The organism is Gordonia spumicola (assembly GCF_009932475.1).
Lineage (GTDB): Bacteria > Actinomycetota > Actinomycetes > Mycobacteriales > Mycobacteriaceae > Gordonia > Gordonia spumicola.
In genome coordinates, this window is record NZ_BJOV01000007.1 from 1 (window position 1) to 26,017 (window position 26,017).

The window sequence follows — 26,017 nt, forward strand, 5'->3', positions numbered from 1 at the left end:
GGCGATGGCGGTGCCGTCCGTGCCCGAGGCCGTCGCCGGCCCGATATGCGGCCGGTCGTCGGTCCGGGTGCTGATTCCGGCGCCGGTTCCCGTGGTGAGCTGGGCGGAGAACATCGGATACGACAGGGACGGTGACCTCTGGGTCTCGCGCACCTGCAGAACGTGATCGACAGGTACGACGCACACGGGCGACACGTCGGCGCGGTCCGGGTGCACGCTCCCGGCTCGGTCCGCCTCGGGCCGGACGGTCGCATGTACGCGACATCGGGCGACAATCCGATCAACATGGTTCCGGGACTGCCCCTGACCGGGCGCATCGTGTCGTTCGACCCGGCCGAGCGGAAGCCGGCGGTCACGACGATCGCTCGTGGGCTCGGCATGCCGAACGGGCTGGCGATCACCGCCGACGGCACGATGTACGTCGGTGACTCGAACCTCGGTGTCGTGAAGGTCCGCAAGAACGGAACGATCGACCGCGCCTGGACCGCCCGCGCGCCGAAGAATCTCGCACCGAACCGCGTCGTCAACGGCACCGGGATGAACGGTGTCGTCGTCAGCGGCGACACCGCCTACGTGGCGATGACGTCGAGCCTGTCCAGTCGGATCCTCCGGATTCCGCTGAGCGCGCCCGAACGGGTGGGAGTCGCCGCGGACCTGACGGCGCCGCTGCCGGGGAGCGTCGACGACCTCGCCCTGGTGGGCGATCGGGCGATCGCCGCTGCCACGGCCACCGGCCAGGTGATCGTCGTCGATCTGCGGACCGGCAGTCGGTGCACGGTGAACGCGGGTCGACCGTTGACGTCGGTCGCGGTAGCGCCCGACGGCCGTTCGCTGGTCGTGGCTTCGGAGGACGGCAGCGTCGCGGTCGTGAGATGAGCGACTGGTATCTCGGTGAGGATGCCGAGCTCACGCCCGATGCGACGAACCTCGACTACGACGGTCGGATCGCGCAGATCGGCGACCAGCGGTGGCGGGTGCGGACAGCGCGCGTGACGCCGACGAAACCGGGTGCGTTCGTCGCAGTGTGGCGGCGTGACGTCGACGGAGGGACGGAGCCGTTCGATTCGGCCGACGTCGCGGGCCTGCTCGTGTTCGTCGAGGGCGGCGTCTTCCGGTTCACGGCTGAACATCTCGCCGACATGGGGATCACCAGCTCCGATCGACATCCGGGCAAGCGCGGATTCCGCGTGTACCAGCCGGACCTCGTCGGACTGAATCCGCGGGCAGCGCGAACTCAGCGTGCTCAGGCGTCGGCGTTCGTCGTCAGGCCGGCGGGTTGACGCGACACTAGACGGTTCGGCAGGTCTACGGTGTGGCGCCCGCTCCGATGAGCGCGGCCTCGACGAACTGAATCGCAGTCGCGAGATCCTCGCGGATCGCCTCCTCCGACCGGTCACACCGAATCGGATGAGGATGCCGTCGAGCATCGAGACGATGATCCGGCCCGCACGTTCGTGAGTCACGGTGAGTTCGTCGGACCATTCGGCACGCTGAAGTGCCTCCTGGACGAGCACGTCCAGCTGCTGGGTGAGGTTCAGCGCTTGGTCGCGGCGACCTTCCGCGAGAGCCCAGTTCAGCAGCTGGAACTGAGCGGCGATGATGTCTGGATCGGCGATAGCCAATTCGACGTAGCGGGTGAGCAGTTCGCGGGCGGCGTCGGCGGGTCCGACCGCGGCCTCGATCGATTCGTCGACGATCTCGCTGGCGACGTCCCAGCAGTAGGCGAAGGTCGCCTCGAGCAGTTCCTTGCTGCCGAACGTGTAGTGCAGCGTTCCGATGTTGGCCCCGGCCTCGGCTCCGATCTTTCGAGTGGTGGCTTTGGCGACGCCTTCGCGACCGATGACCCGCGCGGCGACCTCGATGATCTGCCTGCGCCGCTCGGCTGCGGGGATGTGCGCCATGTCCACTCCTGGGGTCGACTATGGATCCAGTCTAGTGAACCGGCGAACGAAGGCCGCTGCGTCCTCGAGAGCCTCGCGAGCGGCGGGAACGGCGTCCACCTCGGTGATGAATCCGTGCAGCACGCCCGGCGTCGTCCGTAGTAGCGCGTCGGCGCCCGCGGCATTCACCATCTCGACGAAGCGTTCGTAGTCCGAGCGGAGTACGTCCACTTCGGCGCCGAGGACCAGCAGGGGAGGCAACGATCCCAGCTCCGCGGAGACTTCGGGGACCGCGCGCGGATCATCTCGAACCTCCGGGCCGGCATAGCTGTCCCAGAACCATTCCGCGTCCGACCTGCACAACACGGGTGCGAGCGCGAACGCCTCCCACGAAGCGCCGCGGAACGACGCCGATGTCGCGGGGTACGCCAACACGAGGCACCGGGGTAGCCCCCGACCCGCTTGTTGCAGCGACGTGCACACCGACAATGCGAGGGCGCCGCCCGCGCTGTCGCCGGCCAACGCCACTCGGTCGGGGTCTATCCCGAGCCGTTCATGGTCGGTGAGCATCCAGTCGTAGACGGCGAGACAGTCGTCCGCTGCCGCTGGGTAGACGTGCTCCGGCGCCCGCCGGTAGTCAACCGACACCACGACGCATCCGGTCGTCTCCGCGAGACGTCGACACAGGCTGTCGACACCGTCGAGAGTGCCGAGGACAAAGCCGCCGCCATGCATGTAGAGCAGCGCCGGAGCGGGTGTGTCGAGGACTTCGCGATAGCACCGGACAGGAACGCGAGTGCCGTCCTTCTCGACGATTGACTCGCTGGTCACGAGGCCTTTTGAGGTGGATTCAGGAACCCCTTTCGCGTCGAATACCGCCCTCATCATCGACGGTCCGTAGCGGTGGTACGGGGGCGGTGGCGCGTTCGTCAGCAGTGTCTCGGCGTACCCGCGCGACGGTTCGTCCAAGAGGCCCAGGATGGCCTCCACAGTCAGTGCCATGTCGCTTCCTTTCAGAGAATCTTTCGCCGACCCCTTGACGTGACGGCTCCCATAGTGTGAACCTAGTCACGTGAACTAATCAAGCGATTAGGTCAGGTGAGTAGGAGAAGTGAAATGTCAGAGAACACACAAGTCGCAGTCGTGGGCCCGCCCACGCCGATGGTGTTGTCGGTCGCGCGGCGGCTCCGCGACGGCATCGCCCGCGGCGAGATGCTTCCCGGCGCGGACGGTCCCCGATCGGTGGTGCTGCGCGCCGCTGGAGACGCTCAACGAGCGCACATCGCCTTCACCGACGACGCTGTCGTCGTCGGTGCCGTGGGCGACGCCGAACTCGTCTGGGAGGTGAACTGGTTCGACCCCGAACCCGCGGACAGTGATGCCGCCGGCGACTTCGGCAAGGTGGTGGGCCGGCTGCTCTCCGCACGGACCGTCGATTGGCGCACCGCTGCCGCCGACTTCTGGGCGCGTGCCGGAGCGTCTGACGGAATGCCAACCGGCCTCGTCGTCACCTGCGTCGACGAGGAAGCCGAGGCGGTTCTCGGCACCCCCACCACCGAAGGTTCCGGCGTCCTCGGAACCGCCGCCGCACTCGCGGCCTTCTTCGACGGCCGGTCGACGCTCGTCGGTGCACTCGAAGGCGGCGAGTTCGGTATGAACCTCTCTTTCCCTCATTTCTCCGCACTGTTCGGAGCCGACCTGAAGGTGGTGTGCGGTGAGCTCTGAAACCTCCGCGACCGACGAACTGACAGACGTCAGGAGCGTCCGCATCGAGATGACCAACCACGACGGCGCGCTGCTCGGCAAATCGCTGTCGCCCACGAAGTACCTGTCGGCCCGGGACAAGGGCTTCACCGTCGCCGACCTCGTCCTCGGCCTCGACCTGACCAACCACGCACAGTTGGGCTTCGGCTTCCCGGCCTGGCGCGAAGGTTTCATGCCCGACCTCTTCGCGCGGCCCGACCTCGAGACGCTCGTCGAGTGGAAGCCCGGACAGGCTTCGGTGATCTGCGACTTCTGGACCGCCGACGGCGATCCCGTCGAAGCCGATCCCCGCCAGGCCCTCAAGCGCATCGCCGCCGCGTACGCAGACCGCGGCTACACGGTCACTGCATCGGTCGAGATCGAGGCCACCGTTTTCCGCGAGTCGATCGACGAGGCACGGGCCAAGCAGTACCAGGACCTGACACCGCTCGGCGGAAACGCGGGCGCGGCCCTCATCCTCGCGAAGTCGCCCGACTTCACCGAATACGCCGAAGCCGTCGTCGCGCGTCTCGACGAACTCGGCATCCCGTGGGAGGCGTGGTCGGACGAAGCGGCCAGCGGCCAGATCGAGTTCAACCTCGCTCCCGACGACGCCGTCACCGCCGCCGACCTGTGGGCCCGCACCCGACAGGTGATGCGCGAGGTGGCCTACTCACTCGGCCGGTCGATCACCTTCATGTCGAAGTGGTCGACGGAATACGGACAGGGCTCGCACCTGAACGTGTCGGTTTGCGACGAGAACGGCAACGTCTTCTTCGACTCCGCGAATCCGCAGCAGCCGAGCGCGACGATGCTCCACTTCCTCGGCGGCGTCATGGGCTCGTTGAAGGCGTGTACGAGCTTCGCGCTCCCGACGATCACGTCGTATCGCAGGCTCATCGATCTGGAAGGCCCACCGACCACTCTGACCTGGGGTGTCGGCAACAAGTCGTGCGCGGTGCGGGCCGTCATGGCCGGCCCGGGCGCGACACGCCTGGAGTACCGCCTGCCCTCGGCCGACTCCAATACCTACCTAGCTCTCGCCACCTTCCTCGCCGCCGGACTCGCGGGTATCGACAGTAAGGCGATGCCTCCGCCGGCGTACGAGCTGATGGCCTGGGCAGCCCCCGACGAGGTCGCTCCGCGCGTCCCCGCCGACCTGTACTCGGCCGTCGCCGCTCTCGCCGACGACACCGTGCTTCGCGAATACCTCGGTGAGGAATTCGTCGACTACTGGGTCGGCACCCGCCGGTGGGAATGGCTCACGTTCCACACCGAGACGGATCGCAACGACGACCAGATCTCGGTCTGGGAGTCCAACCGCTACTTCGAGCTCGCCTGAGCCCGAGTCTCCACCAACCACATCCTCACGAAAGAAGCACTGTCATGACCACTCTTCGCGATGCCACAACCGCGGACGAAGCAATCACGATCCTCGCCGAGGACGGTGTCGTCCGCCTGCCGAACCTCTTGAGCGAGGAGCAGCTCGACCAGGTCCGCGCCGACATCCTGCCGGCGATGGACGCCACCCCGTCCGGCACCGACGAGTACTTCGCGGGTACCAGCACCCGCCGCCTCGGACGCATCTTCAAGCACACCCGCGCCCTGGACTCCACCGCGCTCAATCCGGTCTTCCAGGGTGCCGCGCAGCACTTCCTCTGCCCACCGAAAGGCATGTGGTACGGCCAGGATCGTGTCGACGAGACGCCGACGCTCCAGATCGGCGCCACCCAGTGCATCCAGATCCGCCCCGGTCAGGGCCTGCAGCCGTTGCATCGCGACGACAGCATCTTCTACACCGTTCACCCCGGACCCACCGATGCGATCGGCATGATGATGGCGGTCTCCGACTTCACCGAGGAGAACGGTGCGACCCGCGTGATCCCCGGTAGTCATCTGTGGGACGACGAGCGGATGCCGACGGTCGAGGAGACCATCCCCGCCGAGATGACTGCCGGTTCGGCGGTGATGTGGCTCGGCGGCACCTACCACGGCGGCGGCCAGAACCGGACCGTCGACTCCGACCGGACCGGTGTGATCTTCGGGATCTGCCGCGGTTACCTGCGGCAGGAGGAGAACCACTACCTGTCGATGACGCTCGACGAGGCCCGCGAGATCCCGGGGGAGATCCTCGGCCTCCTCGGGTACGCGGCGTCGAACCCGTACATGGGTTGGGTGGAATACAACGGTGAGATGGCGGATCCGGGGGTCGTCCTCGGCGACACCGCCGACGCGGGCCTGCGCGCGGGAGTGACGGCCTGATGTCCGACGCGACCACCTGGCGCGACCTCGCCGCCGCAATTCCGTCGTCGCACGGGATGTGGGGGCGGGGCGCGTGGGCCGAGGCTGCGGGCGGTCACACTCTCGCCCTGCACGACCCGTGGACCGACTCCGACTTCACCACCGTCCCGGCGGCCGCGTCGGACGACGTCGACCGGGTGGTCGCGGACGCCGGGGCGACATTCGCCGCCGGCTCCTGGTCTCGCGTCTCACCCGCCGAACGCGGCCGGGTGCTGATCGCGTGGGCCGGGCTCATCGAAGTCCACGCCGACGAACTGGCAGTCCTCGTCTCGAGGGAGATGGGCAAGCCGGTCCGCGACGCTCGCGACATCGAAGTGGCGAGCACCGCCAAGACACTCCGCTGGTACGGCGAGCTGGCAGACAAGCTCATGGACTCCTCGCCGCGCGGCCTGCCCGATGCACTCGCGCTCGTGACCAGGGAACCGGTCGGTGTCGTCGCGGCGATCACGCCGTGGAACTTCCCGCTCAGCCTGGCGATGCTCAAGATCGCTCCCGCACTCATGGCCGGCAACAGCGTGGTCCTCAAACCGGCGCTGCAGACGTCGGCCTCGTCGCTGCGCCTCGCCGAACTCAGTCGTGAGGCCGGACTTCCCGACGGTGTGCTCAGCGTCGTCACGGGTCGTGGTTCGACTGTCGGCACGGCGCTCGCCCGGCACAGCGCGGTGTCGTGTCTGACGTTCACCGGGTCCACCGAGGTCGGCCTCGGCCTGCTCGCCGACTCCGCGGCGTCGAACGGCAAGACGGTGTCGCTGGAACTCGGCGGGAAGTCTCCGAACATCGTCTTCGCCGACGCGCCGGACTTGGAGAAGGCGATCGACACCGCGGTGTGGGCGTTCACCTTCAACAGCGGCCAGATGTGCACGGCCGGGACCAGGCTGTACGTGGAGCGGGCCGTCTACGACGATGTCCTCGCCGGGATCTGCGACCGTGTCGCGCGACTGACCGTAGGCGACCCGCTCGACCCGGCGACAGACCTCGGTCCGTTGAGCAGTCGCAGCCAGTGCGCCACCGTCCTGGAGTACATCGACTCCGGATTGCGCGCCGGAGCAAGGCTCGCCGCCGGTTCGGCGGACGCACTCGATCCCGACAGGTCGACGGTCGCACCCGCTGTCTTCACCGATGTTCGTGCCGACATGCAGATCGTCCGTGAGGAGATCTTCGGCCCGGTGGTCGCCGTCGCGCCGTTCGACGACGAGGCGCAGGCACTGAGCATGGCGAACGAGACCGACTTCGGCCTCGCCGCATCGGTGTGGACGTCGGACGTCTCGCGCATCCACCGGATGTCGCGTGGCATCGAGGCAGGCAACGTCTGGGTCAACTCGTATGAGGAGGGCGTGCCGTCGACACCGTTCGGCGGTCGGAAGCTCTCCGGCAACGGCGCAGACAAGGGCGTGTACGCGCTCGACAAGTACACCCATCTCAAGCACACGTGGATCGCCCTCGGGAGGAATCATGCCTGAACACGTCACCGCGGCGGTCCTGGCCGAGGCGCCCGGCCGACTCGTGACCCAGACCTTGGTGCTCGACGAGCCGGCTCCCGACGAAGTGCTCGTCGACGTTCATTTCGCAGGCCTCTGTCGTTCGGACCTCCACGAGATCGAGGGGATCTGGCCCGCGACCTGCCCGACAGTGCTCGGCCACGAGGCATCCGGTGTGGTGCGACGTGTCGGCGACCGGGTGCGTTCGCTGCGGCCCGGCGACCACGTCGTCACCTGTCTGAGTGCGTACTGCGGCGAGTGCCGCTTCTGCCTCGACGGTCGTCTCACCCTGTGCACCGGGCGGGGAAGCATGCGCGAGCGTCGGACGCCCGTGCTGACCGACGCCGATGGAAGGTCGGTGCATCCGACGGCGGGAATCGGTGCGTTCGCCACCGCGATGGTGGTGCACGAGAGGTCACTCGTCCGAGTTCCCGACAGCATGCCACTCGCGCCGGCCGCAGTCCTCGGCTGCGCCGTCGTCACCGGTATGAGTGCGGTGTTCCGCAGCGCCGAGGTGAAGCCGGGGTCGAGCGTCGCGGTACTCGGCTGTGGCGGGATCGGGATCGCGGCGATCCAGGGCGCCCGTCTCGCGGGCGCCGCGACGATCGTCGCCGTCGACACCGACCTCGCTCGTCTGGAAGCCGCTCGCGGTTTCGGGGCTACCGACGTGGTGGACGCTAAGTCGTCCGACGTGGTCGCCGAGGTCCGTGATCTCACCGGTGGTGTGGACTACTCCTTCGAAGCGATCGGCTATGCGACGACGGTCGAGCAGTCGTTCGCGATGCTCGGCCCCGGCGGCACCGCCACGGTGCTCGGTCTGGTGCCGGACTCGCAGCCGCTCACGATCGCGGCGTCCGAGCTCTTCGTCTCTGAGAAGCGACTGCAGGGCTCCTTCATGGGATCGAACAGATTCCCCACCGACATCCCCCGCTACGTCCGGTTCTACGAGCAGGGCCGCCTGAACCTCGACGACATGCTGTCGGCGTTCGTCGGCCTGGACGAGATCAATGAGGGATTCGACCGCATGCGCGACGGTGGGGTCACCCGCGTCGTCGTCGACGTCAGGAGAGACAGATGAAACCGCTCGTCGCCATCACCGGCCGTCGGATCTCCGGCACCGGCCTCGTCGGACTCGACCCGCGATGGGCGTCCGGACGCGCCGACATGTATTGGTCCGAGTTCGGTGTGAAGGTGTCGGCCGCGGGTGGACTCGCCGTCCAACTGCCGTACGAGAGCGTGGGAGACGAGATCGTCGAGCGGATCGACGCGCTCATCGTCACGGGCGGCCAGGACGTCGATCCGCAGGTGTGGGGAGGCCCGCCGTCCGAGTATGAGACCGACGGCGAGGTCCTCGCGATCGACCGGCGGCGCGACGACTACGAGATCGCGTTGGTCCGGGCCGCACTCGACCGCGGCATCCCGATCCTCGGCGTCTGCCGCGGTCACCAGGTGCTCAACGTCGCGCTCGGCGGAAACGCTGATTCCCGACCTGCCGGACACCGGCGTCACCCATGCCTCGCTGGCGAGCATGCCCGACGTGCGCCCGGAGTTGGAGCATCCGGTCGACTTCGAACCGGGGGAGCCTCGCCGCACGCCTGTACGGCGAGCGGGCCGCCGTCAATTCGTGGCATCACCAGGCCGTGGCAGAGCTCGGCACCGGGCTGGTCGCTTCGGGCCGCGCCCCGGACGGTGTTGTGGAGTCCATCGAACTCCCTGGCCGTGATGTCCTCGGACTCCAGTGGCATCCGAGGCGATCCTGGACGTCGACCCGTGCTTCGAGTGGGTCGTCGATCGAGCGCGGACCCTCCCGTAGGAGGACTGTCATGAGCACTCTGATCGAAGCGGTGTGGGCCCGGGCCGATCTGACTCCCCGAGCCGGAGCGCTCGTGGACGGCGACACCGAACTCGGCTACGCGGACCTGCGTGAACAGGTGTCCCGCGCCGCGGGACTGCTGTCCGCGGAGGGCGTACGACCCGGCGATCGAATAGTCGTCATCGGGCACAACACCGTGGGCTGGGTGATCGCCTACCTCGCCGGACTGCGGCTGGGCGCGATCGTCCTCGCCCGCGAACAACCGACTCAACGCCGACCAGTTCCGCGATCAGTGCGCGTTGCTCGACGCGTGACCGTCCTGTTCGACGACGACCACCGAGAGCTGGCTGAGCACACGGTCCGCCCGAGGATGCGTGTGGAAGACCCTCGCCGCCACCGGTCACCCGGCACTGGCAGACGACCATCCGTGGCCGAATGCCGCTGACGATGCGGTCGTCAGCTTCACATCCGGGACCACGGGGTGCCGAAGGGCGCGGTCCTGTCGCATGCCGCGATCCTCGCAGGGCGCGCGGTTGATCGCCGACAGTGCGGGCCTGACGGCGGACGACAGCACCCTGGTGCTTGTACCGCTCTTTCACAACACCGGTTTCAACGATCAGCTCGGGGCACTGCTGGTGTCCGGAGGCACGACCCACCTGTTGCGTCGCTACCGGACGACGGACGCGATCGATGAACTCCGTCGACGGCAGGCGACGTTCCTGACGGCTGTCCCCAGCATTCTGCGGCTCCTCATGGTCGCGCCCGACGCCGACGTCGTCTATGCGGGTGCACAGTCGGTCCTGTTCGGCGGCAGCCCGATGCCCGCGTCCTGGTCGGACGAACTGCTCGCCCGCTGGCCGCCACCTCACCCTCCTGCATGGGTACGGCCTCACCGAGTTCACCTCGGGTGCGACGATCCTGCCCCCGGAGCTGATCTCGCAGAAGGGCGAATCGGTCGGCAGGCCGGCACCCGGGGTCGAGCTTCGGATCGTAGACGGCGAGGTGTGGGTGGCCGGACCCACACGGATGAGCAGGTACTGGGGTCAGCCCGGACTGACCTCGTCCAAGATCAGCGGCCGCTGGCTGCGGACCGGCGACCTCGGGCGGCTCGACGAGGACGGTCTGCTCTGGCTCACCGGTCGCGTCGACGACGTCATCAATCGAGGCGGCGAGAAGGTGCTGCCCGCACACGTCGAGTCGAAGGTCGCTGAGCTTCCGGCGATTGCCGAGGCCACGGTGTTCGCGATACCCGACACGATGCTGCAGCAGCGGGTCGGCGTCGCGGTGATCCTGCGGCCGGACACCGCACTGGACGTGGACGCCGCTCGTCGCCTGCTCGCCGACACCTTGCCCGACTACGCGGTCCCCGAGCACTGGCGCGTCTACGACGAATTGCCTCGCACCGCTTCGGGAAAAGCCGACCGCCGTGCGGTGGCCCGCGACTATCAGGAACAGGACGCACGACTATGACCAGCGACAACACACTAGATCTCGACGTGGTGATCGTCGGCGCCGGGATCTCCGGCATCGCAGCCGCGGTCGCACTCGGCCAGAACTGCCCGGACAAGTCATACGCGGTGCTGGAGGCCAGGGCGTCCATCGGCGGCACCTGGGATCTGTTTCGGTACCCGGGCATCAGGTCCGACAGTGACATGTACACCCTCGGCTATTCATTCCGGCCGTGGCTGCGGCCGGAGGCGATCGCTGCAGGCGGCGCCATCCGGGAGTATCTCGTCGACACCGCGGCAGAGTTCGGCGTGGACAAGCACATCCGGTTCTCGTCGCGGCTCACCGAGGCGTCCTGGAACAGCGAACTCAACCGGTGGACGCTTGTGGTCGACTCGCCCGTAGGCGAGGACGTCATCCGATGCAGGCACCTGTTCCTCGGGAGCGGGTACTACAGCTACCGCGGAGGATTCGAGCCGACGATCGATGGCGAGGACACATTCGACGGGCCGATGCTCCATGCCCAGAACTGGCCCGACGATTTGGACCACCGCGGCAAGCGGGTGGCTGTCATCGGGTCCGGGGCCACCGCGATCACCCTCGTCCCGAACCTGGCGCGCGACGCCGCGAACGTCACGATGGTCCAGCGGTCGCCCACCTACATCCACATCGAGACCGGCGACGACCCGGAGGCGGACGAACTGCGCCGCACCGTCGGCCCGGAGGAGACGTTCCGGCGCATCCGCCTGCGCAACCTTCGCAACCAGCAGGAGGTGTATGCGCAGGCCAAAGGCGACCCGGATGCGTTCAAGGCGACGCTGTTCGACGCCATTGACGCACAGATCGGCGAGGACGTGCGCAAGCAGCACTTCACTCCGACCTACGAGCCGTGGAACCAGCGGATATGCGTCGTCCCCGACTCGGATCTGTTCCACGCCGTCCGCGACGGCAGGGCGGACGTCGTGACCGGGTCGATCGACAGGATCACCCCGACCGGATTGACGATGGCCGACGGGACCCGCGTCGAGGCCGACATCATCGTCAAAGCGACTGGACTCGATGTGGTGCTCGGCGGGGAAGCCGAATTCGACGTCGACGGGTGGCCGGTGGAGATCGGACGAGAGTGGACGTACAAGGGCGCCGCGATCTCCGGCGTGCCCAACCTCGTGTACGCCTTCGGCTTCATCAACGCCTCGTGGACTCTCCGCATCGAGGCGCTGACCGACTACTGGTGTCGGGTCCTGATCCACATGGACGACATCGGCGCCGAGAAGATGGTCGCCGACCTCACCGACGGCGAGCAGCCCGCGCTGCCGTTCATCTCCGGTGTCGACTCCGGCTACCTGCGTCGTGCGGAGGGCCTGCTTCCGCGACAGGGCGATGCGGCGCCGTGGATCAATCCGCAGAACTACGCCGACACGCTCGATCTGTTCGCTTCGGTCGACGACGGCGTCCTCACATTCAGCTGACATACAAGGAGAAGAAGATGCGAGTAACAGTTGTCGGCGGAGCCGGCGCGATGGGTCGCAAAGCAGTGGAGACCCTGGCCGGATTCGACGACGTCGACCAGGTCCGGGTCCTCGACCGAGACATGGCGCCGCTGGCGGCCCTCGACCTCGGCGACGACCGTCGGAAGATCGAGGAGATCGTCGTCGACGCCCTGACGGACGATCTGGCTGCCTTGTTCGCCGGGTCGTCGGTGGTGGTCAGCGCGCTCGGCCCGTTCACGATCTTCGGCGAACGCGTCCTGAGCGCCGCGATCGAGGCAGGCGTCGACTACGTGGACATCAACGACGACTGGGAGCCGACGCTCGCCGCCCTGGAATGGCACGACCGCGCGAGGGCCGCAGGCGTCACCGCACTGATCGGAATGGGCGCCAGCCCAGGAGTGTCGAACGTGTTGGCGGTGCGGGCGGCCGACGAACTCGACACGGTGCACGCCCTCTACACCGGCTGGGTGGTCGCGGGCACCGAGAGCGAACCCGGCGGGCCACGTCCGGCCGCGGCGCTGCTGCATCTCGTCCACGAATGCACCGGGACCGTGCAGGTTCTCGAAGACGGGCGACCCGCCCTCGTCGCGCCACTGCAGCCGCTCACCCTGCGGTACCCGGGCATCGGCGAGATCGGCGTTCGGACCATCGGGCACCCCGAGACGGTGACCTTGCCTCGTCGGTTCCCGGACCTGCAGACCTGCTACAACGTGATGGCCGGACCGGCCTGGTGGTTCGACTCAGTCGCGCCGATCATGGCCGCCGTCGACGACGGAACGTTGTCGGCGCGGGAGGCCGCACTGAAAGTCGAGAACGGTGTCCAGCGCCCGGCCGACGCGCCGAAGACACTCCGTACCCCGAGTCTGTGGGCGCTCGCGGAGGGCGAGAAGGACGGTCAGCCGGCACGAGCGGCCGTCGGGACCACCCGCTGGTCGCCCGGCCGGATGGCCGGGGCCACCGCGATCCCAGCCGCGATGGCGGCCCGGATGATCCTGCGCGGCCAGATCGGCCGCCCCGGCGTCAACACGCCGGAGGAGATCGTCCCGTTCGAACTGCTCATGGAGGCCTTGTCGCCGCTCTATGACCAGCCCGACCCGTCGATCCCTCTCTACGAGGTAGCCGTGGACTCGACCGTCGAAATCGGGGCCTGACGATGGGTGCGCATGACGTGCTCGTCGTCGGCTGCGGTCTCATGGGGACCGCGCTCGCCCGCAGCCTCGCAGTGCAGGGTCACGCCGTCGCCGCGTGGAACCGGACGTCGGACAAGGCGGAGGCAGTCGGTGGCGGCGTCACCGCGGTCGCCGACCTTTCGGGGGCGGTTCGCCAGGCGCGGATCGTCCTGAGTTGCACGTCGACCTACGACACAACGCGAGACGTCCTCGCATCGGTCGTCGACTGGGGATCGGCGGCCCTGGTGAACGTCGGGACAGGCAGTCCCGACGAGGCGGAGGCCATGAGCGTATGGGCGAGGGAGCGCGGCATCGACTATCTCGACGGCGCGATCCTCTGCTATCCGCAGCACATCGGCACCTCAGACGCGCTGATCCTCTACTCGGGTTCGGTGCACGCGTGGTCCGAGCACTCCGCGGCCCTCGCGTCGCTCGGACCGTCGTCGCACGTGTCGGCCGACCCTCGCGGCGCGAGTGTCCTCGACGTGACGATGGCCGGAGGCTTCTACATCACCGCGCTCGCCGCATACGTCGAGGCGGCGTCGTACGCACTCGACCAGGGAATCGCTGTCGGCGACCTCCGCGGTGTGACCGACGCCGTGATCGGGCTGCTCGGGTCGGCGACAGACGATGTGGCGCATGCCGTGGAAACGGGGAGGCATGACACCGACCAGGCCACCGTCGCGGTCTTCGCCGCCGGAGCGCGACTGTGCCGGGACGCGATGCGGTCGGCGGGCCGTCGCGCCGACCTCTTGCACGCGGCGGCCGACCTGCTGACCTCTGCGGAGGACGCAGGACTGGGCGAGAGCGGGTTCTCGGCGATCGCGACGGTCGCGTCGTGACCGGCATCCTGGTGCCGGCCGCCGGGTTCGACCACTTCGGTGGATGGACCCTCGACTCCCAGTTCGATCTCGAGATGGGCGCGTCGTACCTGTTGGCCCACGGACTCGGCGCGCCGGTCGCTGACGCGACCACCCTGATCGACGTCGCGGCGGCGGGGTGCTATCGGGTGTGGGTGCGCGCCAAGGACTGGGTGCCGTCTCATCACCCGGGCCGGTTCGCCGTGACCATCGACGGGGTACGCCTGCCGATGGAGTTCGGGGCGAACGGGCTGGACTGGAGCTGGGCGGACGCAGGCGTCGTCGATCTCGCGGTCGGGGAGGTGTCGGTGACGCTCACCGACCTCACTGGGTTCGACGGCCGATGCGACGCGATCTACCTGACCACCGGAGACGATCTTCCTGTCGACGGTGCGGGCCCGGACGCCAGGACGTGGCGGCGACGTCTCCGTGGCCTGCCCGACGAGCCTGTCGACGGCGGCGAGTTCGACGTCGTCGTCGTGGGCGGCGGGATCACCGGCTGTGCGGCGGCGCTCGCCGCGGGCCGATCGGGATTGCGTGTCGCGCTCGTCCAGAATCGGCCTGTCCTCGGCGGCAACGCGAGCACCGAGATCGGTCTCACCCCGCGCGGCGAGACGGGACCGCTCGTCGACGAACTGGCCGCTCGATCGGGCGACGGGGAACTCGCCGCGATGAAAGTCCTCACCGCGGAGCGGACGATCTCGGTGTTCGTCGAGCAGCAGGTCTTCGACCTTCGCCGGGACTGCGACCGAATCACGTCGATCGACGCGAGAGCCGCACGTTCCGGAGTCGAGACCCGGTTTCGCGGGCGATTCTTCATCGATTGCACCGGCACCGCGAAACTCGGCCTCCTCGCAGGCGTGGAGACGATGTTCGGCGCGGAGAGTCGGAGCGAGTACAACGAACCGCTCGCGCCGGACCAGCGCGGGGAGTACCACCACGGCAACACATTGTTCTTCCGGACCCGCGACGCCGATGAACCCACGAGGTTCCCCGCCGTGCCGTGGGCGGTGACCGTCGCCAAGGACTATGCGAATCTCGGCGGCCAGCTCGAGCGTCCCGGGATCGACAACGCGCCCGGACCCGTCGCAGGTCACGCCCGTACCCCGGATCCGGACATCCGTCGTCGGATGCTTCAGCCGCTGACTCACTTCTGGGAGTACGGGCAGGACCTCGATCCCTACTCCGACTCTGAGCGGATCCGTGATCACCTGTTCCGTGCCGTGTACGGGACACTTGCGAACGTCAAACAGCTCGAACCGGAGACCTACGCGAACCTGACGTTCGACTGGGTGGCGCATGTCCCCGGTCAGGGCGAGTTCCGTCGATACCGGGGCGCGTACGTTGTGACCGAGAACGATATCCGCGACCATCGGCAGTTCGACGACGTCGTGGCCTGGAACTCCGGGGCATTCTGTCTGCACTATCCGGGACACGAGACATACGATTTCCGGCTCAAGGACTGGAAGTGGGACACCAGGGACGGTCTGCCATTCGAGATTCCGCTCCGCTGCCTATACCCCGACGGGGTCGACAATCTGCTCGCCGCGGGCAAGCACATCAGCGTCACCCACGTCGCCGGATCGGTCACCAAGTTCATGGGCAACGGCGCGCAGCACGCCGTTGCTGCGGCCGCCGCGGTGAAGGTCTGCCTGTGTCACGATGTCGCGCCCCGTGACCTCCGTGGTGATCTTCTCGCAGAAGTTCAAGGTCTCGTCACTGAACTCGGAGGTTCCGCCGAGCACGTCCCCGAAGCGGTCTGATACGCCGACGATCGGTCGAATCATCGAGGTCCGGCGGCATACTGTCACTGGACCTCGATGATGCGACCGATCGTCGGAAGTCGTCGCAGCGTTCAGGCGGGGGAGCAGACGACCACCGGGATCACGCGATCGGTCCAGGCCGCGTAGTTGTCGAAGTCGGCGTAGAGGTCGACGAGCAGCGGCCAGAGGCGGGCGCGTTCGGTGTCGTCGGCGGTGCGCGCGGTGTAGTCCAGGGTCTGTTTGCCGATCTGAATGGTGACGGCGGGGTCGGCGGTCACGTTGTAGTACCAGGCCGGGTTCTTGGGGAGCCCGCCCTGCGAGGCGACGACGACCACGTCGTCGCCGTCCCGGAGGTACAGCAGGGGGACGGTGCGGGCCTCGCCCGACTTGCGTCCGGTGCTCGTAAGCAGGCAGACCGGGGTCGGCTTCTTGAATGCCGACCCCACCCGCCAGGTGCCGCCGAGGCGCCCGCCGGACAGCTTGAACAGCCGCGTGTTGAGGCGCGACCCGATCTTGATGATGCGCCCGACGATCGGGGAGTCGAGCTGGTCCGGGCGGGGCTGCGTCATGACGTCAGATGCGCTCGATGATGGTGGCCGTCGAGAGCGCGCCGCCCGCGCACATGGTGACGAGCGCGTGCTGCTTGTCGGTGCGTTCCAGCTCGTGGAGGGCGGTGGTGATCAGTCGCGAACCGGTGCTGCCGACGGGATGGCCGAGGGCGATGGCTCCACCGTTGACGTTCACCTTGTCCATATCGGCGTTGTGGACCTGCGCCCAGCTGAGGACGACGGAGGCGAACGCCTCGTTGATCTCGACGACGTCGATGTCGTTCAGGCTCATGCCGGTCTTGGCGAGCACGCGCTCGGTGGACTGCACGGGGCCGTCGAGGTGGTAGTACGGCTCGGCGCCGACGAGCGCCTGGCTCTTGATCCGGGCGCGGGGACGCAGACCCAAGGACTTCGCCTTGTCCTCGTCCATGATCAGAACGGCGGCCGCGCCGTCGGAGATCTGTGACGAGGTGCCCGCGGTGTGGATTCCGCCGTCGATGACGGCCTTCAGGTTCCCGAGTGATTCGAGAGTGGTCTCACGCAGGCCCTGATCGCGGCTCACGTCGAGGATCTGGCCGGTGAGCTCGCCTTCCTTGGTGCGCTCGGGTGCCTTGAGGGTGAGCACCTCGCGGTCGAAGCGGCCCTCGTCCCATGCGCGCTTGGCATTCGCCTGCGACCGGACGCCGAGGGCGTCGACGTCGGCGCGGGTGATGCCGCGGCGCTTGGCGATGCGCTCGGCGGCGTCGAACTGGTTGGGCATGTCGATGTCCCACGACGACGGGCGGCGCGGACCGGCGTCGGTGCCGACGTTGGCGCCCAGCGGCACATGCGACATCGATTCGATTCCGCACGCGATGCCGACGTCGATGGCGCCCGAGGCGATGAGGCCGGCGATCATGTGGTTGGCCTGCTGGGCCGATCCGCACTGGCAGTCGATGGTGGTGGCGCCGGTCTGCCAGGGGAGTCCGGCGTGCAGCCACGCGGTGCGGGTCACATTGTTGCTCTGCTCGCCGACCTGCATCACGCAGCCGCCGACGACCTGCTCGACGAGCGCGGGGTCGATGCCCGCGCGCTCGATGACGCCGACCTGGGCGGCGCCGAGGATCTCTGCGGCGTGCAGGCCGGACAGCCAGCCGTTTCGCTTGGCGATCGGAGTGCGTGCTGCTTCGACGATGACGGGTACACCCATGACGGTCCTCTTCTCTGAACGACGATCTGAGTCAAAACTAGAACAAGTTCTTGTTCGCGTCTATCCAGTGTGGCAGAGTGTGACCTACAGCAAATTGTAACGGGTTCTCGTTGACATGGACGGGCCCGCGACCTTTGAAATGAGGTGATGACGTGACCCAGGCGCAGAGCGTTGACGCAGCGGGCTCGTCCCAGGAATCGGCGGGTAAGTGCCCGTTCATGCATCAGGAGGGGTGGGATTTCACCAACCCCGACATGTTGCAGCAGGGTCTGCCGGTCAAGGAGTTCGCAGAGCTCCGCAAGACCGCCCCGGTCTGGTGGAACGCACAGCTGCCAGGCAAGGGCGGCGGCTTCCACGACGGCGGCTACTGGGTCGTGTCCAAGCTCGACGACATCCGTGAGATCTCCAAGAACGCGGAAGACTGGTCGGCCAACGCCAACGGCGTCATCATGCGCTTCGACGACGAGATGCCCGCCGAGCAGATCGAGGTCACCAAGGCCCTCCTGATCAACCACGACCCGCCGGAGCACACCCGCCTGCGCAAGATCGTGTCGCGCGCCTTCACGCCCAAGGCCGTCCACGCCCTCGAAGAGAAGCTCGACGACGCGGCCCGCGAGATCGTCCGCAAGGCGGCCGAGGCGGGCAGCGGAGACTTCGTCGATCAGGTCGCCGTCGACCTGCCGCTGCTCGCGATCGCCGACCTCCTCGGTGTCCCAGAGGAAGACCGCGTCAAGCTGTTCGACTGGTCGAACGCCATGATGAACGGCGACGATCCCGACTTCGAGATCGACCCGCTCACCGCGAACATGGAGATCCTCGGCTACGGCTACAACATGGCCGAAGAGCGTCGCAAATGCCCGGCCGACGACATCGTCACCCAGCTCGTCGAGGCCGACATCGACGGTGCGGGCCTGACCGAAGCCGAATTCGGCTTCTTCTTCATCCTGCTCACCGTCGCAGGCAACGAGACCACGCGTAACGCCATCACCCACGGCATCAACGCCTTCCTGGACAACCCCGACCAGTGGGAACTGTTCAAGAAGGAGCGCCCCGCGACCGCCGTCGACGAGATCGTCCGCTGGGCGACCCCCGTCAACTGCTTCCAGCGCACCGCGATCCGCGACACCACCGTCGGCGGCGTCGAGATCAAGGCAGGCCAGCGCGTCGGTCTGTTCTACGGCTCGGCCAACTACGACGAAGACATCTTCGACGACCCGTACACGTTCAACATCCTGCGCGATCCCAACCCGCACGTCGGCTTCGGCGGCAACGGCACGCACTTCTGCATCGGCGCCAACCTGGCCCGCATGGAGATCAACCTGATGTTCAACGCGCTGGCCGACCTCGTGCCCGACATCACCAAGCTCGCGGAGCCCAACCGACTCCGCCACGGCTGGATCAACGGCATCAAGGAACTCCAGGTCGACTACGGAACGAAGTCTTGAGCGACGGCCCCGCCTACCTCGACATCGACCGCGAGAACCATCCCGCGGTCCTCGCCGGACGACGTTCGCGTGAGGCCGTCGAAGCCCGAGACAAGGAAGCCTGGCTCGCGAACTTCGCGGCCGACGGGTCCGTCGAGGACCCCGTCGGACCGTCGATGTTCGACGAAGAGGGTGTCGGTCATCGAGGCGTCGACGGTCTGTCCGCGTTCTGGGACAAGACCATCGGCACCACCGAGAAGCTCGAGTTCCTCTTCGACAAAGAGATCATCTGCGGCAACGAAGTGGCGTACATCGGCAAGATCGTCACCCACATCGCGGGTCACGTCTCCGAGGCCGAAGGCGTCTTCACCTACAAGGCCGACAGCAACGGCGACCTGGTCGCGCTGCGGGCCTTATGGTAAGTGGAAGCGACCTGCAAGTCGCTGCGAATCCTTATTGAATTGTTGTTGGGGTAATACGGGGCGGAGAAATTCATCCTGCGCATCCTGGACGCTCGGCCGCGCCTCGCGGGCTGGCGGGGAGCGCAGGGATGATTTTCTTCCGCCCGCAGCCCGCTAGCGCTGGCGCGATCCGGCGATGAACTTGCGCAGTATGATTTTCTTTCTCCGCCCCGTCTTACCCAACAACAATCAATCAGGCTTTACGCAGCGACTTCATGGTCGCTTCCACTTCCCAGAAGGCCCGCAGCGCGACCAGGTCGCCGTTGCTGTCGGCCTTGTAGGTGAAGACGCCTTCGGCCTCGGAGACGTGACCCGCGATGTGGGTGACGATCTTGCCGATGTACGCCACTTCGTTGCCGCAGATGATCTCTTTGTCGAAGAGGAACTCGAGCTTCTCGGTGGTGCCGATGGTCTTGTCCCAGAACGCGGACAGACCGTCGACGCCTCGATGACCGACACCCTCTTCGTCGAACATCGACGGTCCGACGGGGTCCTCGACGGACCCGTCGGCCGCGAAGTTCGCGAGCCAGGCTTCCTTGTCTCGGGCTTCGACGGCCTCACGCGAACGTCGTCCGGCGAGGACCGCGGGATGGTTCTCGCGGTCGATGTCGAGGTAGGCGGGGCCGTCGCTCAAGACTTCGTTCCGTAGTCGACCTGGAGTTCCTTGATGCCGTTGATCCAGCCGTGGCGGAGTCGGTTGGGCTCCGCGAGCTTGGTGATGTCGGGCACGAGGTCGGCCAGCGCGTTGAACATCAGGTTGATCTCCATGCGGGCCAGGTTGGCGCCGATGCAGAAGTGCGTGCCGTTGCCGCCGAAGCCGACGTGCGGGTTGGGATCGCGCAGGATGTTGAACGTGTACGGGTCGTCGAAGATGTCTTCGTCGTAGTTGGCCGAGCCGTAGAACAGACCGACGCGCTGGCCTGCCTTGATCTCGACGCCGCCGACGGTGGTGTCGCGGATCGCGGTGCGCTGGAAGCAGTTGACGGGGGTCGCCCAGCGGACGATCTCGTCGACGGCGGTCGCGGGGCGCTCCTTCTTGAACAGTTCCCACTGGTCGGGGTTGTCCAGGAAGGCGTTGATGCCGTGGGTGATGGCGTTACGCGTGGTCTCGTTGCCTGCGACGGTGAGCAGGATGAAGAAGAAGCCGAATTCGGCTTCGGTCAGGCCCGCACCGTCGATGTCGGCCTCGACGAGCTGGGTGACGATGTCGTCGGCCGGGCATTTGCGACGCTCTTCGGCCATGTTGTAGCCGTAGCCGAGGATCTCCATGTTCGCGGTGAGCGGGTCGATCTCGAAGTCGGGATCGTCGCCGTTCATCATGGCGTTCGACCAGTCGAACAGCTTGACGCGGTCTTCCTCTGGGACACCGAGGAGGTCGGCGATCGCGAGCAGCGGCAGGTCGACGGCGACCTGATCGACGAAGTCTCCGCTGCCCGCCTCGGCCGCCTTGCGGACGATCTCGCGGGCCGCGTCGTCGAGCTTCTCTTCGAGGGCGTGGACGGCCTTGGGCGTGAAGGCGCGCGACACGATCTTGCGCAGGCGGGTGTGCTCCGGCGGGTCGTGGTTGATCAGGAGGGCCTTGGTGACCTCGATCTGCTCGGCGGGCATCTCGTCGTCGAAGCGCATGATGACGCCGTTGGCGTTGGCCGACCAGTCTTCCGCGTTCTTGGAGATCTCACGGATGTCGTCGAGCTTGGACACGACCCAGTAGCCGCCGTCGTGGAAGCCGCCGCCCTTGCCTGGCAGCTGTGCGTTCCACCAGACCGGGGCGGTCTTGCGGAGCTCTGCGAACTCCTTGACCGGCAGACCCTGCTGCAACATGTCGGGGTTGGTGAAATCCCACCCCTCCTGATGCATGAACGGGCACTTACCCGCCGATTCCTGGGACGAGCCCGCTGCGTCAACGCTCTGCGCCTGGGTCACGTCATCACCTCATTTCAAAGGTCGCGGGCCCGTCCATGTCAACGAGAACCCGTTACAATTTGCTGTAGGTCACACTCTGCCACACTGGATAGACGCGAACAAGAACTTGTTCTAGTTTTGACTCAGATCGTCGTTCAGAGAAGAGGACCGTCATGGGTGTACCCGTCATCGTCGAAGCAGCACGCACTCCGATCGCCAAGCGAAACGGCTGGCTGTCCGGCCTGCACGCCGCAGAGATCCTCGGCGCCGCCCAGGTCGGCGTCATCGAGCGCGCGGGCATCGACCCCGCGCTCGTCGAGCAGGTCGTCGGCGGCTGCGTGATGCAGGTCGGCGAGCAGAGCAACAATGTGACCCGCACCGCGTGGCTGCACGCCGGACTCCCCTGGCAGACCGGCGCCACCACCATCGACTGCCAGTGCGGATCGGCCCAGCAGGCCAACCACATGATCGCCGGCCTCATCGCCTCGGGCGCCATCGACGTCGGCATCGCGTGCGGAATCGAATCGATGTCGCATGTGCCGCTGGGCGCCAACGTCGGCACCGACGCCGGTCCGCGCCGCCCGTCGTCGTGGGACATCGACATGCCCAACCAGTTCGACGCCGCCGAGCGCATCGCCAAGCGCCGCGGCATCACCCGCGCCGACGTCGACGCCCTCGGCGTCCGGTCGCAGGCGAATGCCAAGCGCGCATGGGACGAGGGCCGCTTCGACCGCGAGGTGCTCACCCTCAAGGCACCCGAGCGCACCAAGGAAGGCGAGCTCACCGGCCAGATCCTCGACGTGAGCCGCGATCAGGGCCTGCGTGAGACCACTCTCGAATCACTCGGGAACCTGAAGGCCGTCATCGACGGCGGAATCCACACCGCGGGCACCTCGTCACAGATCTCCGACGGCGCGGCCGCCGTTCTGATCATGGACGAGGACAAGGCGAAGTCCTTGGGTCTGCGTCCCCGCGCCCGGATCAAGAGCCAGGCGCTCGTCGGCGCCGAGCCGTACTACCACCTCGACGGCCCCGTGCAGTCCACCGAGCGCGTGCTCGCCAAGACCGGCATGAGCCTGAACGACATCGACGTCGTCGAGATCAACGAGGCGTTCGCCTCCGTCGTCCTCAGCTGGGCGCAGGTCCACAACGCCGATATGGACAAGGTGAACGTCAACGGTGGAGCCATCGCCCTCGGCCATCCCGTCGGCAGCACCGGTTCGCGACTGATCACCACCGCCCTCCACGAGCTGGAACGCACCGACAAGCAGCACGCGCTCGTCACCATGTGCGCGGGCGGCGCGCTCTCGACGGCCACCATCATCGAGCGCATCTGACGTCATGACGCAGCCCCGCCCGGACCAGCTCGACTCCCCGATCGTCGGGCGCATCATCAAGATCGGGTCGCGCCTCAACACGCGGCTGTTCAAGCTGTCCGGCGGGCGCCTCGGCGGCACCTGGCGGGTGGGGTCGGCATTCAAGAAGCCGACCCCGGTCTGCCTGCTTACGAGCACCGGACGCAAGTCGGGCGAGGCCCGCACCGTCCCCCTGCTGTACCTCCGGGACGGCGACGACGTGGTCGTCGTCGCCTCGCAGGGCGGGCTCCCCAAGAACCCGGCCTGGTACTACAACGTGACCGCCGACCCCGCCGTCACCATTCAGATCGGCAAACAGACCCTGGACTACACCGCGCGCACCGCCGACGACACCGAACGCGCCCGCCTCTGGCCGCTGCTCGTCGACCTCTACGCCGACTTCGACAACTACGCGGCCTGGACCGATCGCGTGATCCCGGTGGTCGTCTGCTCCCCCGCCTGAACGCTGCGACGACTTCCGACGATCGGTCGCATCATCGAGGTCCAGTGACAGTATGCCGCCGGACCTCGATGATTCGACCGATCGTCGGCGTATCAGACCGCTTCGGGGACGTGCTCGGCGGAACCTCCGAGTTCAGTGACGAGACCTTGAACTTCTGCGAGAAGATCACCACGGAGGTCACGGGGCGCGACATCGTGACACAGGCAGACCTTCACCGCGGCGGCCGCAGCAACGGCGTGCTGCGCGCCGTTGCCCATGAACTTGGTGACCGATCCGGCGACGTGGGTGACGCTGATGTGCTTGCCCGCGGCGAGCAGATTGTCGACCCCGTCGGGGTATAGGCAGCGGAGCGGAATCTCGAATGGCAGACCGTCCCTGGTGTCCCACTTCCAGTCCTTGAGCCGGAAATCGTATGTCTCGTGTCCCGGATAGTGCAGACAGAATGCCCCGGAGTTCCAGGCCACGACGTCGTCGAACTGCCGATGGTCGCGGATATCGTTCTCGGTCACAACGTACGCGCCCCGGTATCGACGGAACTCGCCCTGACCGGGGACATGCGCCACCCAGTCGAACGTCAGGTTCGCGTAGGTCTCCGGTTCGAGCTGTTTGACGTTCGCAAGTGTCCCGTACACGGCACGGAACAGGTGATCACGGATCCGCTCAGAGTCGGAGTAGGGATCGAGGTCCTGCCCGTACTCCCAGAAGTGAGTCAGCGGCTGAAGCATCCGACGACGGATGTCCGGATCCGGGGTACGGGCGTGACCTGCGACGGGTCCGGGCGCGTTGTCGATCCCGGGACGCTCGAGCTGGCCGCCGAGATTCGCATAGTCCTTGGCGACGGTCACCGCCCACGGCACGGCGGGGAACCTCGTGGGTTCATCGGCGTCGCGGGTCCGGAAGAACAATGTGTTGCCGTGGTGGTACTCCCCGCGCTGGTCCGGCGCGAGCGGTTCGTTGTACTCGCTCCGACTCTCCGCGCCGAACATCGTCTCCACGCCTGCGAGGAGGCCGAGTTTCGCGGTGCCGGTGCAATCGATGAAGAATCGCCCGCGAAACCGGGTCTCGACTCCGGAACGTGCGGCTCTCGCGTCGATCGACGTGATTCGGTCGCAGTCCCGGCGAAGGTCGAAGACCTGCTGCTCGACGAACACCGAGATCGTCCGCTCCGCGGTGAGGACTTTCATCGCGGCGAGTTCCCCGTCGCCCGATCGAGCGGCCAGTTCGTCGACGAGCGGTCCCGTCTCGCCGCGCGGGGTGAGACCGATCTCGGTGCTCGCGTTGCCGCCGAGGACAGGCCGATTCTGGACGAGCGCGACACGCAATCCCGATCGGCCCGCGGCGAGCGCCGCCGCACAGCCGGTGATCCCGCCGCCCACGACGACGACGTCGAACTCGCCGCCGTCGACAGGCTCGTCGGGCAGGCCACGGAGACGTCGCCGCCACGTCCTGGCGTCCGGGCCCGCACCGTCGACAGGAAGATCGTCTCCGGTGGTCAGGTAGATCGCGTCGCATCGGCCGTCGAACCCAGTGAGGTCGGTGAGCGTCACCGACACCTCCCCGACCGCGAGATCGACGACGCCTGCGTCCGCCCAGCTCCAGTCCAGCCCGTTCGCCCCGAACTCCATCGGCAGGCGTACCCCGTCGATGGTCACGGCGAACCGGCCCGGGTGATGAGACGGCACCCAGTCCTTGGCGCGCACCCACACCCGATAGCACCCCGCCGCCGCGACGTCGATCAGGGTGGTCGCGTCAGCGACCGGCGCGCCGAGTCCGTGGGCCAACAGGTACGACGCGCCCATCTCGAGATCGAACTGGGAGTCGAGGGTCCATCCACCGAAGTGGTCGAACCCGGCGGCCGGCACCAGGATGCCGGTCACGACGCGACCGTCGCGATCGCCGAGAACCCGCTCTCGCCCAGTCCTGCGTCCTCCGCAGAGGTCAGCAGGTCGGCCGCCGCGTGCAAGAGGTCGGCGCGACGGCCCGCCGACCGCATCGCGTCCCGGCACAGTCGCGCTCCGGCGGCGAAGACCGCGACGGTGGCCTGGTCGGTGTCATGCCTCCCCGTTTCCACGGCATGCGCCACATCGTCTGTCGCCGACCCGAGCAGCCCGATCACGGCGTCGGTCACACCGCGGAGGTCGCCGACAGCGATTCCCTGGTCGAGTGCGTACGACGCCGCCTCGACGTATGCGGCGAGCGCGGTGATGTAGAAGCCTCCGGCCATCGTCACGTCGAGGACACTCGCGCCGCGAGGGTCGGCCGACACGTGCGACGACGGTCCGAGCGACGCGAGGGCCGCGGAGTGCTCGGACCACGCGTGCACCGAACCCGAGTAGAGGATCAGCGCGTCTGAGGTGCCGATGTGCTGCGGATAGCAGAGGATCGCGCCGTCGAGATAGTCGATGCCGCGCTCCCTCGCCCATACGCTCATGGCCTCCGCCTCGTCGGGACTGCCTGTCCCGACGTTCACCAGGGCCGCCGATCCCCAGTCGACGACCGATGCGAGGACGTCTCGCGTTGTGTCGTAGGTCGACGTGCAACTCAGGACGATCCGCGCCTGGCGAACCGCCCCCGAAAGGTCGGCGACCGCGGTGACGCCGCCACCGACTGCCTCCGCCTTGTCCGACGTCCGGTTCCACGCGGCGACGGCGTGACCCTGCACTGCGAGGCTGCGGGCGAGCGCGGTCCCCATGAGACCGCAGCCGACGACGAGCACGTCATGCGCACCCATC

General features: G+C 67.4%; 24 protein-coding genes and 4 pseudogenes. 20 read left to right on the plus strand and 8 right to left on the minus strand.

Annotation, left to right across the window (positions count from 1 at the left end; all coding sequences use genetic code 11):
• Positions 1–162: 162 nt before the first annotated feature.
• Positions 163–876, plus strand: a complete 714-nt coding sequence (locus GYB83_RS22645) for a WD40 repeat domain-containing protein (RefSeq protein ID WP_228461098.1) — start codon at positions 163–165, stop codon at positions 874–876.
• Positions 873–1,280, plus strand: a complete 408-nt coding sequence (locus GYB83_RS22650) for a MepB family protein (protein WP_161893540.1) — start codon at positions 873–875, stop codon at positions 1,278–1,280. The genes GYB83_RS22645 and GYB83_RS22650 overlap by 4 nt, the downstream gene beginning before the upstream one ends.
• Before the next feature lie 474 nt (positions 1,281–1,754).
• On the opposite strand, the pseudogene GYB83_RS24150 reads toward GYB83_RS22650, so the two are convergent.
• Positions 1,755–1,901, minus strand: a pseudogene (locus GYB83_RS24150) (TetR family transcriptional regulator); the annotation flags it as partial.
• A gap of 18 nt (positions 1,902–1,919) precedes the next feature.
• Entirely contained in the window at positions 1,920–2,882 is a 963-nt protein-coding gene (locus GYB83_RS22660; RefSeq protein ID WP_161893541.1) for an alpha/beta hydrolase, read from the minus strand.
• Positions 2,883–2,996: 114 nt separating this feature from the next.
• Between GYB83_RS22660 and GYB83_RS22665 the strand changes: the two genes are divergently transcribed.
• The 14 genes and pseudogenes from GYB83_RS22665 to GYB83_RS22725 all read left to right on the plus strand — a co-directional run bounded on the left by GYB83_RS22665 (position 2,997) and on the right by GYB83_RS22725 (position 15,943).
• Positions 2,997–3,605, plus strand: a complete 609-nt coding sequence (locus tag GYB83_RS22665) for a hypothetical protein (RefSeq protein ID WP_161893542.1) — start codon at positions 2,997–2,999, stop codon at positions 3,603–3,605.
• The gene (locus GYB83_RS22670; protein ID WP_228461099.1) at positions 3,595–4,965 is read left to right on the plus strand and encodes a glutamine synthetase family protein; all 1,371 of its coding nucleotides are present in this window, start codon (positions 3,595–3,597) and stop codon (positions 4,963–4,965) included. Before GYB83_RS22665 ends, GYB83_RS22670 begins: the two co-directional genes overlap by 11 nt.
• Positions 4,966–5,009: 44 nt before the next feature.
• A complete protein-coding gene (locus GYB83_RS22675) occupies positions 5,010–5,885 on the plus strand; it encodes a phytanoyl-CoA dioxygenase family protein (protein ID WP_161893543.1) in 876 nt (291 codons plus the stop codon).
• Entirely contained in the window at positions 5,885–7,384 is a 1,500-nt protein-coding gene (locus GYB83_RS22680; protein WP_161893914.1) for an aldehyde dehydrogenase family protein, read from the plus strand. Before GYB83_RS22675 ends, GYB83_RS22680 begins: the two co-directional genes overlap by 1 nt.
• The gene (locus tag GYB83_RS22685) at positions 7,377–8,480 is read left to right on the plus strand and encodes a Zn-dependent alcohol dehydrogenase (protein WP_161893913.1); all 1,104 of its coding nucleotides are present in this window, start codon (positions 7,377–7,379) and stop codon (positions 8,478–8,480) included. The genes GYB83_RS22680 and GYB83_RS22685 overlap by 8 nt, the downstream gene beginning before the upstream one ends.
• A gap of 86 nt (positions 8,481–8,566) precedes the next feature.
• A pseudogene (locus GYB83_RS24155) lies at positions 8,567–8,848 on the plus strand (gamma-glutamyl-gamma-aminobutyrate hydrolase family protein); the annotation flags it as partial.
• A 65-nt stretch (positions 8,849–8,913) separates the two neighbouring features.
• Positions 8,914–9,090 (plus strand): annotated as a pseudogene (locus GYB83_RS24160) (gamma-glutamyl-gamma-aminobutyrate hydrolase family protein); the annotation flags it as partial.
• Between the two features lie 135 nt (positions 9,091–9,225).
• Positions 9,226–9,660, plus strand: a complete 435-nt coding sequence (locus GYB83_RS22695; protein WP_161897681.1) for an AMP-binding protein — start codon at positions 9,226–9,228, stop codon at positions 9,658–9,660.
• Positions 9,590–9,958 (plus strand): annotated as a pseudogene (locus GYB83_RS24165) (AMP-binding protein); the annotation flags it as partial. The gene GYB83_RS22695 and the pseudogene GYB83_RS24165, both read left to right, overlap by 71 nt.
• Positions 9,959–10,001: 43 nt before the next feature.
• The gene (locus GYB83_RS23755; RefSeq protein ID WP_228461807.1) at positions 10,002–10,685 is read left to right on the plus strand and encodes a class I adenylate-forming enzyme family protein; all 684 of its coding nucleotides are present in this window, start codon (positions 10,002–10,004) and stop codon (positions 10,683–10,685) included.
• On the plus strand, positions 10,682–12,130 hold the full coding sequence (locus GYB83_RS22710) for a flavin-containing monooxygenase (RefSeq protein ID WP_161893546.1): 1,449 nt from the start codon (positions 10,682–10,684) through the stop codon (positions 12,128–12,130). Before GYB83_RS23755 ends, GYB83_RS22710 begins: the two co-directional genes overlap by 4 nt.
• A gap of 17 nt (positions 12,131–12,147) precedes the next feature.
• Positions 12,148–13,302 carry a saccharopine dehydrogenase family protein gene (locus GYB83_RS22715; protein WP_161893547.1) on the plus strand — a complete coding sequence of 385 codons (1,155 nt, stop codon included), beginning with the start codon at positions 12,148–12,150 and terminating at the stop codon, positions 13,300–13,302.
• 2 nt (positions 13,303–13,304) lie between these two features.
• Positions 13,305–14,162: an NAD(P)-binding domain-containing protein gene (locus tag GYB83_RS22720; protein ID WP_161893548.1), complete on the plus strand. Its 858-nt coding sequence runs from the start codon at positions 13,305–13,307 to the stop codon at positions 14,160–14,162.
• Positions 14,159–15,943 carry an FAD-dependent oxidoreductase gene (locus GYB83_RS22725; protein WP_228461100.1) on the plus strand — a complete coding sequence of 595 codons (1,785 nt, stop codon included), beginning with the start codon at positions 14,159–14,161 and terminating at the stop codon, positions 15,941–15,943. The genes GYB83_RS22720 and GYB83_RS22725 overlap by 4 nt, the downstream gene beginning before the upstream one ends.
• A gap of 92 nt (positions 15,944–16,035) precedes the next feature.
• On the opposite strand, the gene GYB83_RS22730 is transcribed toward GYB83_RS22725, so the two are convergent.
• A complete protein-coding gene (locus GYB83_RS22730) occupies positions 16,036–16,512 on the minus strand; it encodes a nitroreductase family deazaflavin-dependent oxidoreductase (RefSeq protein ID WP_161893549.1) in 477 nt (158 codons plus the stop codon).
• Positions 16,513–16,516: 4 nt separating this feature from the next.
• Positions 16,517–17,680, minus strand: coding sequence for a steroid 3-ketoacyl-CoA thiolase (locus GYB83_RS22735; RefSeq protein WP_161893550.1), 1,164 nt, complete (start codon positions 17,678–17,680; stop codon positions 16,517–16,519).
• A 218-nt stretch (positions 17,681–17,898) separates the two neighbouring features.
• Here GYB83_RS22735 and GYB83_RS22740 point away from each other — a divergent pair, with 218 nt between their 5' ends.
• Together GYB83_RS22740 and GYB83_RS22745 are read left to right on the plus strand one after the other, a co-directional pair.
• Positions 17,899–19,125: a cytochrome P450 gene (locus tag GYB83_RS22740; protein ID WP_186349693.1), complete on the plus strand. Its 1,227-nt coding sequence runs from the start codon at positions 17,899–17,901 to the stop codon at positions 19,123–19,125.
• The gene (locus GYB83_RS22745) at positions 19,122–19,526 is read left to right on the plus strand and encodes a nuclear transport factor 2 family protein (RefSeq protein WP_161897684.1); all 405 of its coding nucleotides are present in this window, start codon (positions 19,122–19,124) and stop codon (positions 19,524–19,526) included. The genes GYB83_RS22740 and GYB83_RS22745 overlap by 4 nt, the downstream gene beginning before the upstream one ends.
• Positions 19,527–19,758: 232 nt before the next feature.
• Here GYB83_RS22745 and GYB83_RS22750 read toward each other — a convergent pair whose 3' ends face one another.
• Both GYB83_RS22750 and GYB83_RS22755 read right to left on the minus strand, forming a co-directional pair.
• Positions 19,759–20,199 (minus strand): nuclear transport factor 2 family protein, encoded by a 441-nt coding sequence (locus GYB83_RS22750; RefSeq protein ID WP_161893552.1) that lies wholly within the window; start codon positions 20,197–20,199, stop codon positions 19,759–19,761.
• Positions 20,196–21,422, minus strand: a complete 1,227-nt coding sequence (locus GYB83_RS22755) for a cytochrome P450 (protein ID WP_186349693.1) — start codon at positions 21,420–21,422, stop codon at positions 20,196–20,198. Before GYB83_RS22755 ends, GYB83_RS22750 begins: the two co-directional genes overlap by 4 nt.
• A gap of 218 nt (positions 21,423–21,640) precedes the next feature.
• On the opposite strand from GYB83_RS22755, the gene GYB83_RS22760 reads away from it, so the two are divergent.
• Positions 21,641–22,804 carry a steroid 3-ketoacyl-CoA thiolase gene (locus GYB83_RS22760; protein WP_161893550.1) on the plus strand — a complete coding sequence of 388 codons (1,164 nt, stop codon included), beginning with the start codon at positions 21,641–21,643 and terminating at the stop codon, positions 22,802–22,804.
• 4 nt (positions 22,805–22,808) lie between these two features.
• On the plus strand, positions 22,809–23,285 hold the full coding sequence (locus GYB83_RS22765) for a nitroreductase family deazaflavin-dependent oxidoreductase (RefSeq protein ID WP_161893549.1): 477 nt from the start codon (positions 22,809–22,811) through the stop codon (positions 23,283–23,285).
• 92 nt (positions 23,286–23,377) lie between these two features.
• Here GYB83_RS22765 and GYB83_RS22770 read toward each other — a convergent pair whose 3' ends face one another.
• Together GYB83_RS22770 and GYB83_RS22775 are read right to left on the minus strand one after the other, a co-directional pair.
• On the minus strand, positions 23,378–25,162 hold the full coding sequence (locus GYB83_RS22770) for an FAD-dependent oxidoreductase (protein WP_228461100.1): 1,785 nt from the start codon (positions 25,160–25,162) through the stop codon (positions 23,378–23,380).
• The gene (locus GYB83_RS22775) at positions 25,159–26,016 is read right to left on the minus strand and encodes an NAD(P)-binding domain-containing protein (protein ID WP_161893548.1); all 858 of its coding nucleotides are present in this window, start codon (positions 26,014–26,016) and stop codon (positions 25,159–25,161) included. The genes GYB83_RS22770 and GYB83_RS22775 overlap by 4 nt, the downstream gene beginning before the upstream one ends.
• Position 26,017 lies beyond the last annotated feature (1 nt).

What these genes read in the sequence shown, in the direction of transcription:
- GYB83_RS22715 (WP_161893547.1), top strand. Translation starts at nt 12,148, where the DNA reads ATGCGAGTAACAGTTGTCGGCGGAGCCGGCGCGATGGGTCGCAAAGCA.
- GYB83_RS22665 (WP_161893542.1), top strand. Translation starts at nt 2,997, where the DNA reads ATGTCAGAGAACACACAAGTCGCAGTCGTGGGCCCGCCCACGCCGATG.
- GYB83_RS22755 (WP_186349693.1), bottom strand. Translation starts at nt 21,422, where the DNA reads ATGCATCAGGAGGGGTGGGATTTCACCAACCCCGACATGTTGCAGCAG.
- GYB83_RS22775 (WP_161893548.1), bottom strand. Translation starts at nt 26,016, where the DNA reads ATGGGTGCGCATGACGTGCTCGTCGTCGGCTGCGGTCTCATGGGGACC.
- GYB83_RS22710 (WP_161893546.1), top strand. Translation starts at nt 10,682, where the DNA reads ATGACCAGCGACAACACACTAGATCTCGACGTGGTGATCGTCGGCGCC.
- GYB83_RS22735 (WP_161893550.1), bottom strand. Translation starts at nt 17,680, where the DNA reads ATGGGTGTACCCGTCATCGTCGAAGCAGCACGCACTCCGATCGCCAAG.
- GYB83_RS22730 (WP_161893549.1), bottom strand. Translation starts at nt 16,512, where the DNA reads ATGACGCAGCCCCGCCCGGACCAGCTCGACTCCCCGATCGTCGGGCGC.
- GYB83_RS22765 (WP_161893549.1), top strand. Translation starts at nt 22,809, where the DNA reads ATGACGCAGCCCCGCCCGGACCAGCTCGACTCCCCGATCGTCGGGCGC.
- GYB83_RS22695 (WP_161897681.1), top strand. Translation starts at nt 9,226, where the DNA reads ATGAGCACTCTGATCGAAGCGGTGTGGGCCCGGGCCGATCTGACTCCC.
- GYB83_RS22740 (WP_186349693.1), top strand. Translation starts at nt 17,899, where the DNA reads ATGCATCAGGAGGGGTGGGATTTCACCAACCCCGACATGTTGCAGCAG.
- GYB83_RS22680 (WP_161893914.1), top strand. Translation starts at nt 5,885, where the DNA reads ATGTCCGACGCGACCACCTGGCGCGACCTCGCCGCCGCAATTCCGTCG.
- GYB83_RS22685 (WP_161893913.1), top strand. Translation starts at nt 7,377, where the DNA reads ATGCCTGAACACGTCACCGCGGCGGTCCTGGCCGAGGCGCCCGGCCGA.
- GYB83_RS22720 (WP_161893548.1), top strand. Translation starts at nt 13,305, where the DNA reads ATGGGTGCGCATGACGTGCTCGTCGTCGGCTGCGGTCTCATGGGGACC.
- GYB83_RS22675 (WP_161893543.1), top strand. Translation starts at nt 5,010, where the DNA reads ATGACCACTCTTCGCGATGCCACAACCGCGGACGAAGCAATCACGATC.
- GYB83_RS22760 (WP_161893550.1), top strand. Translation starts at nt 21,641, where the DNA reads ATGGGTGTACCCGTCATCGTCGAAGCAGCACGCACTCCGATCGCCAAG.
- GYB83_RS22650 (WP_161893540.1), top strand. Translation starts at nt 873, where the DNA reads ATGAGCGACTGGTATCTCGGTGAGGATGCCGAGCTCACGCCCGATGCG.
- GYB83_RS22660 (WP_161893541.1), bottom strand. Translation starts at nt 2,882, where the DNA reads ATGGCACTGACTGTGGAGGCCATCCTGGGCCTCTTGGACGAACCGTCG.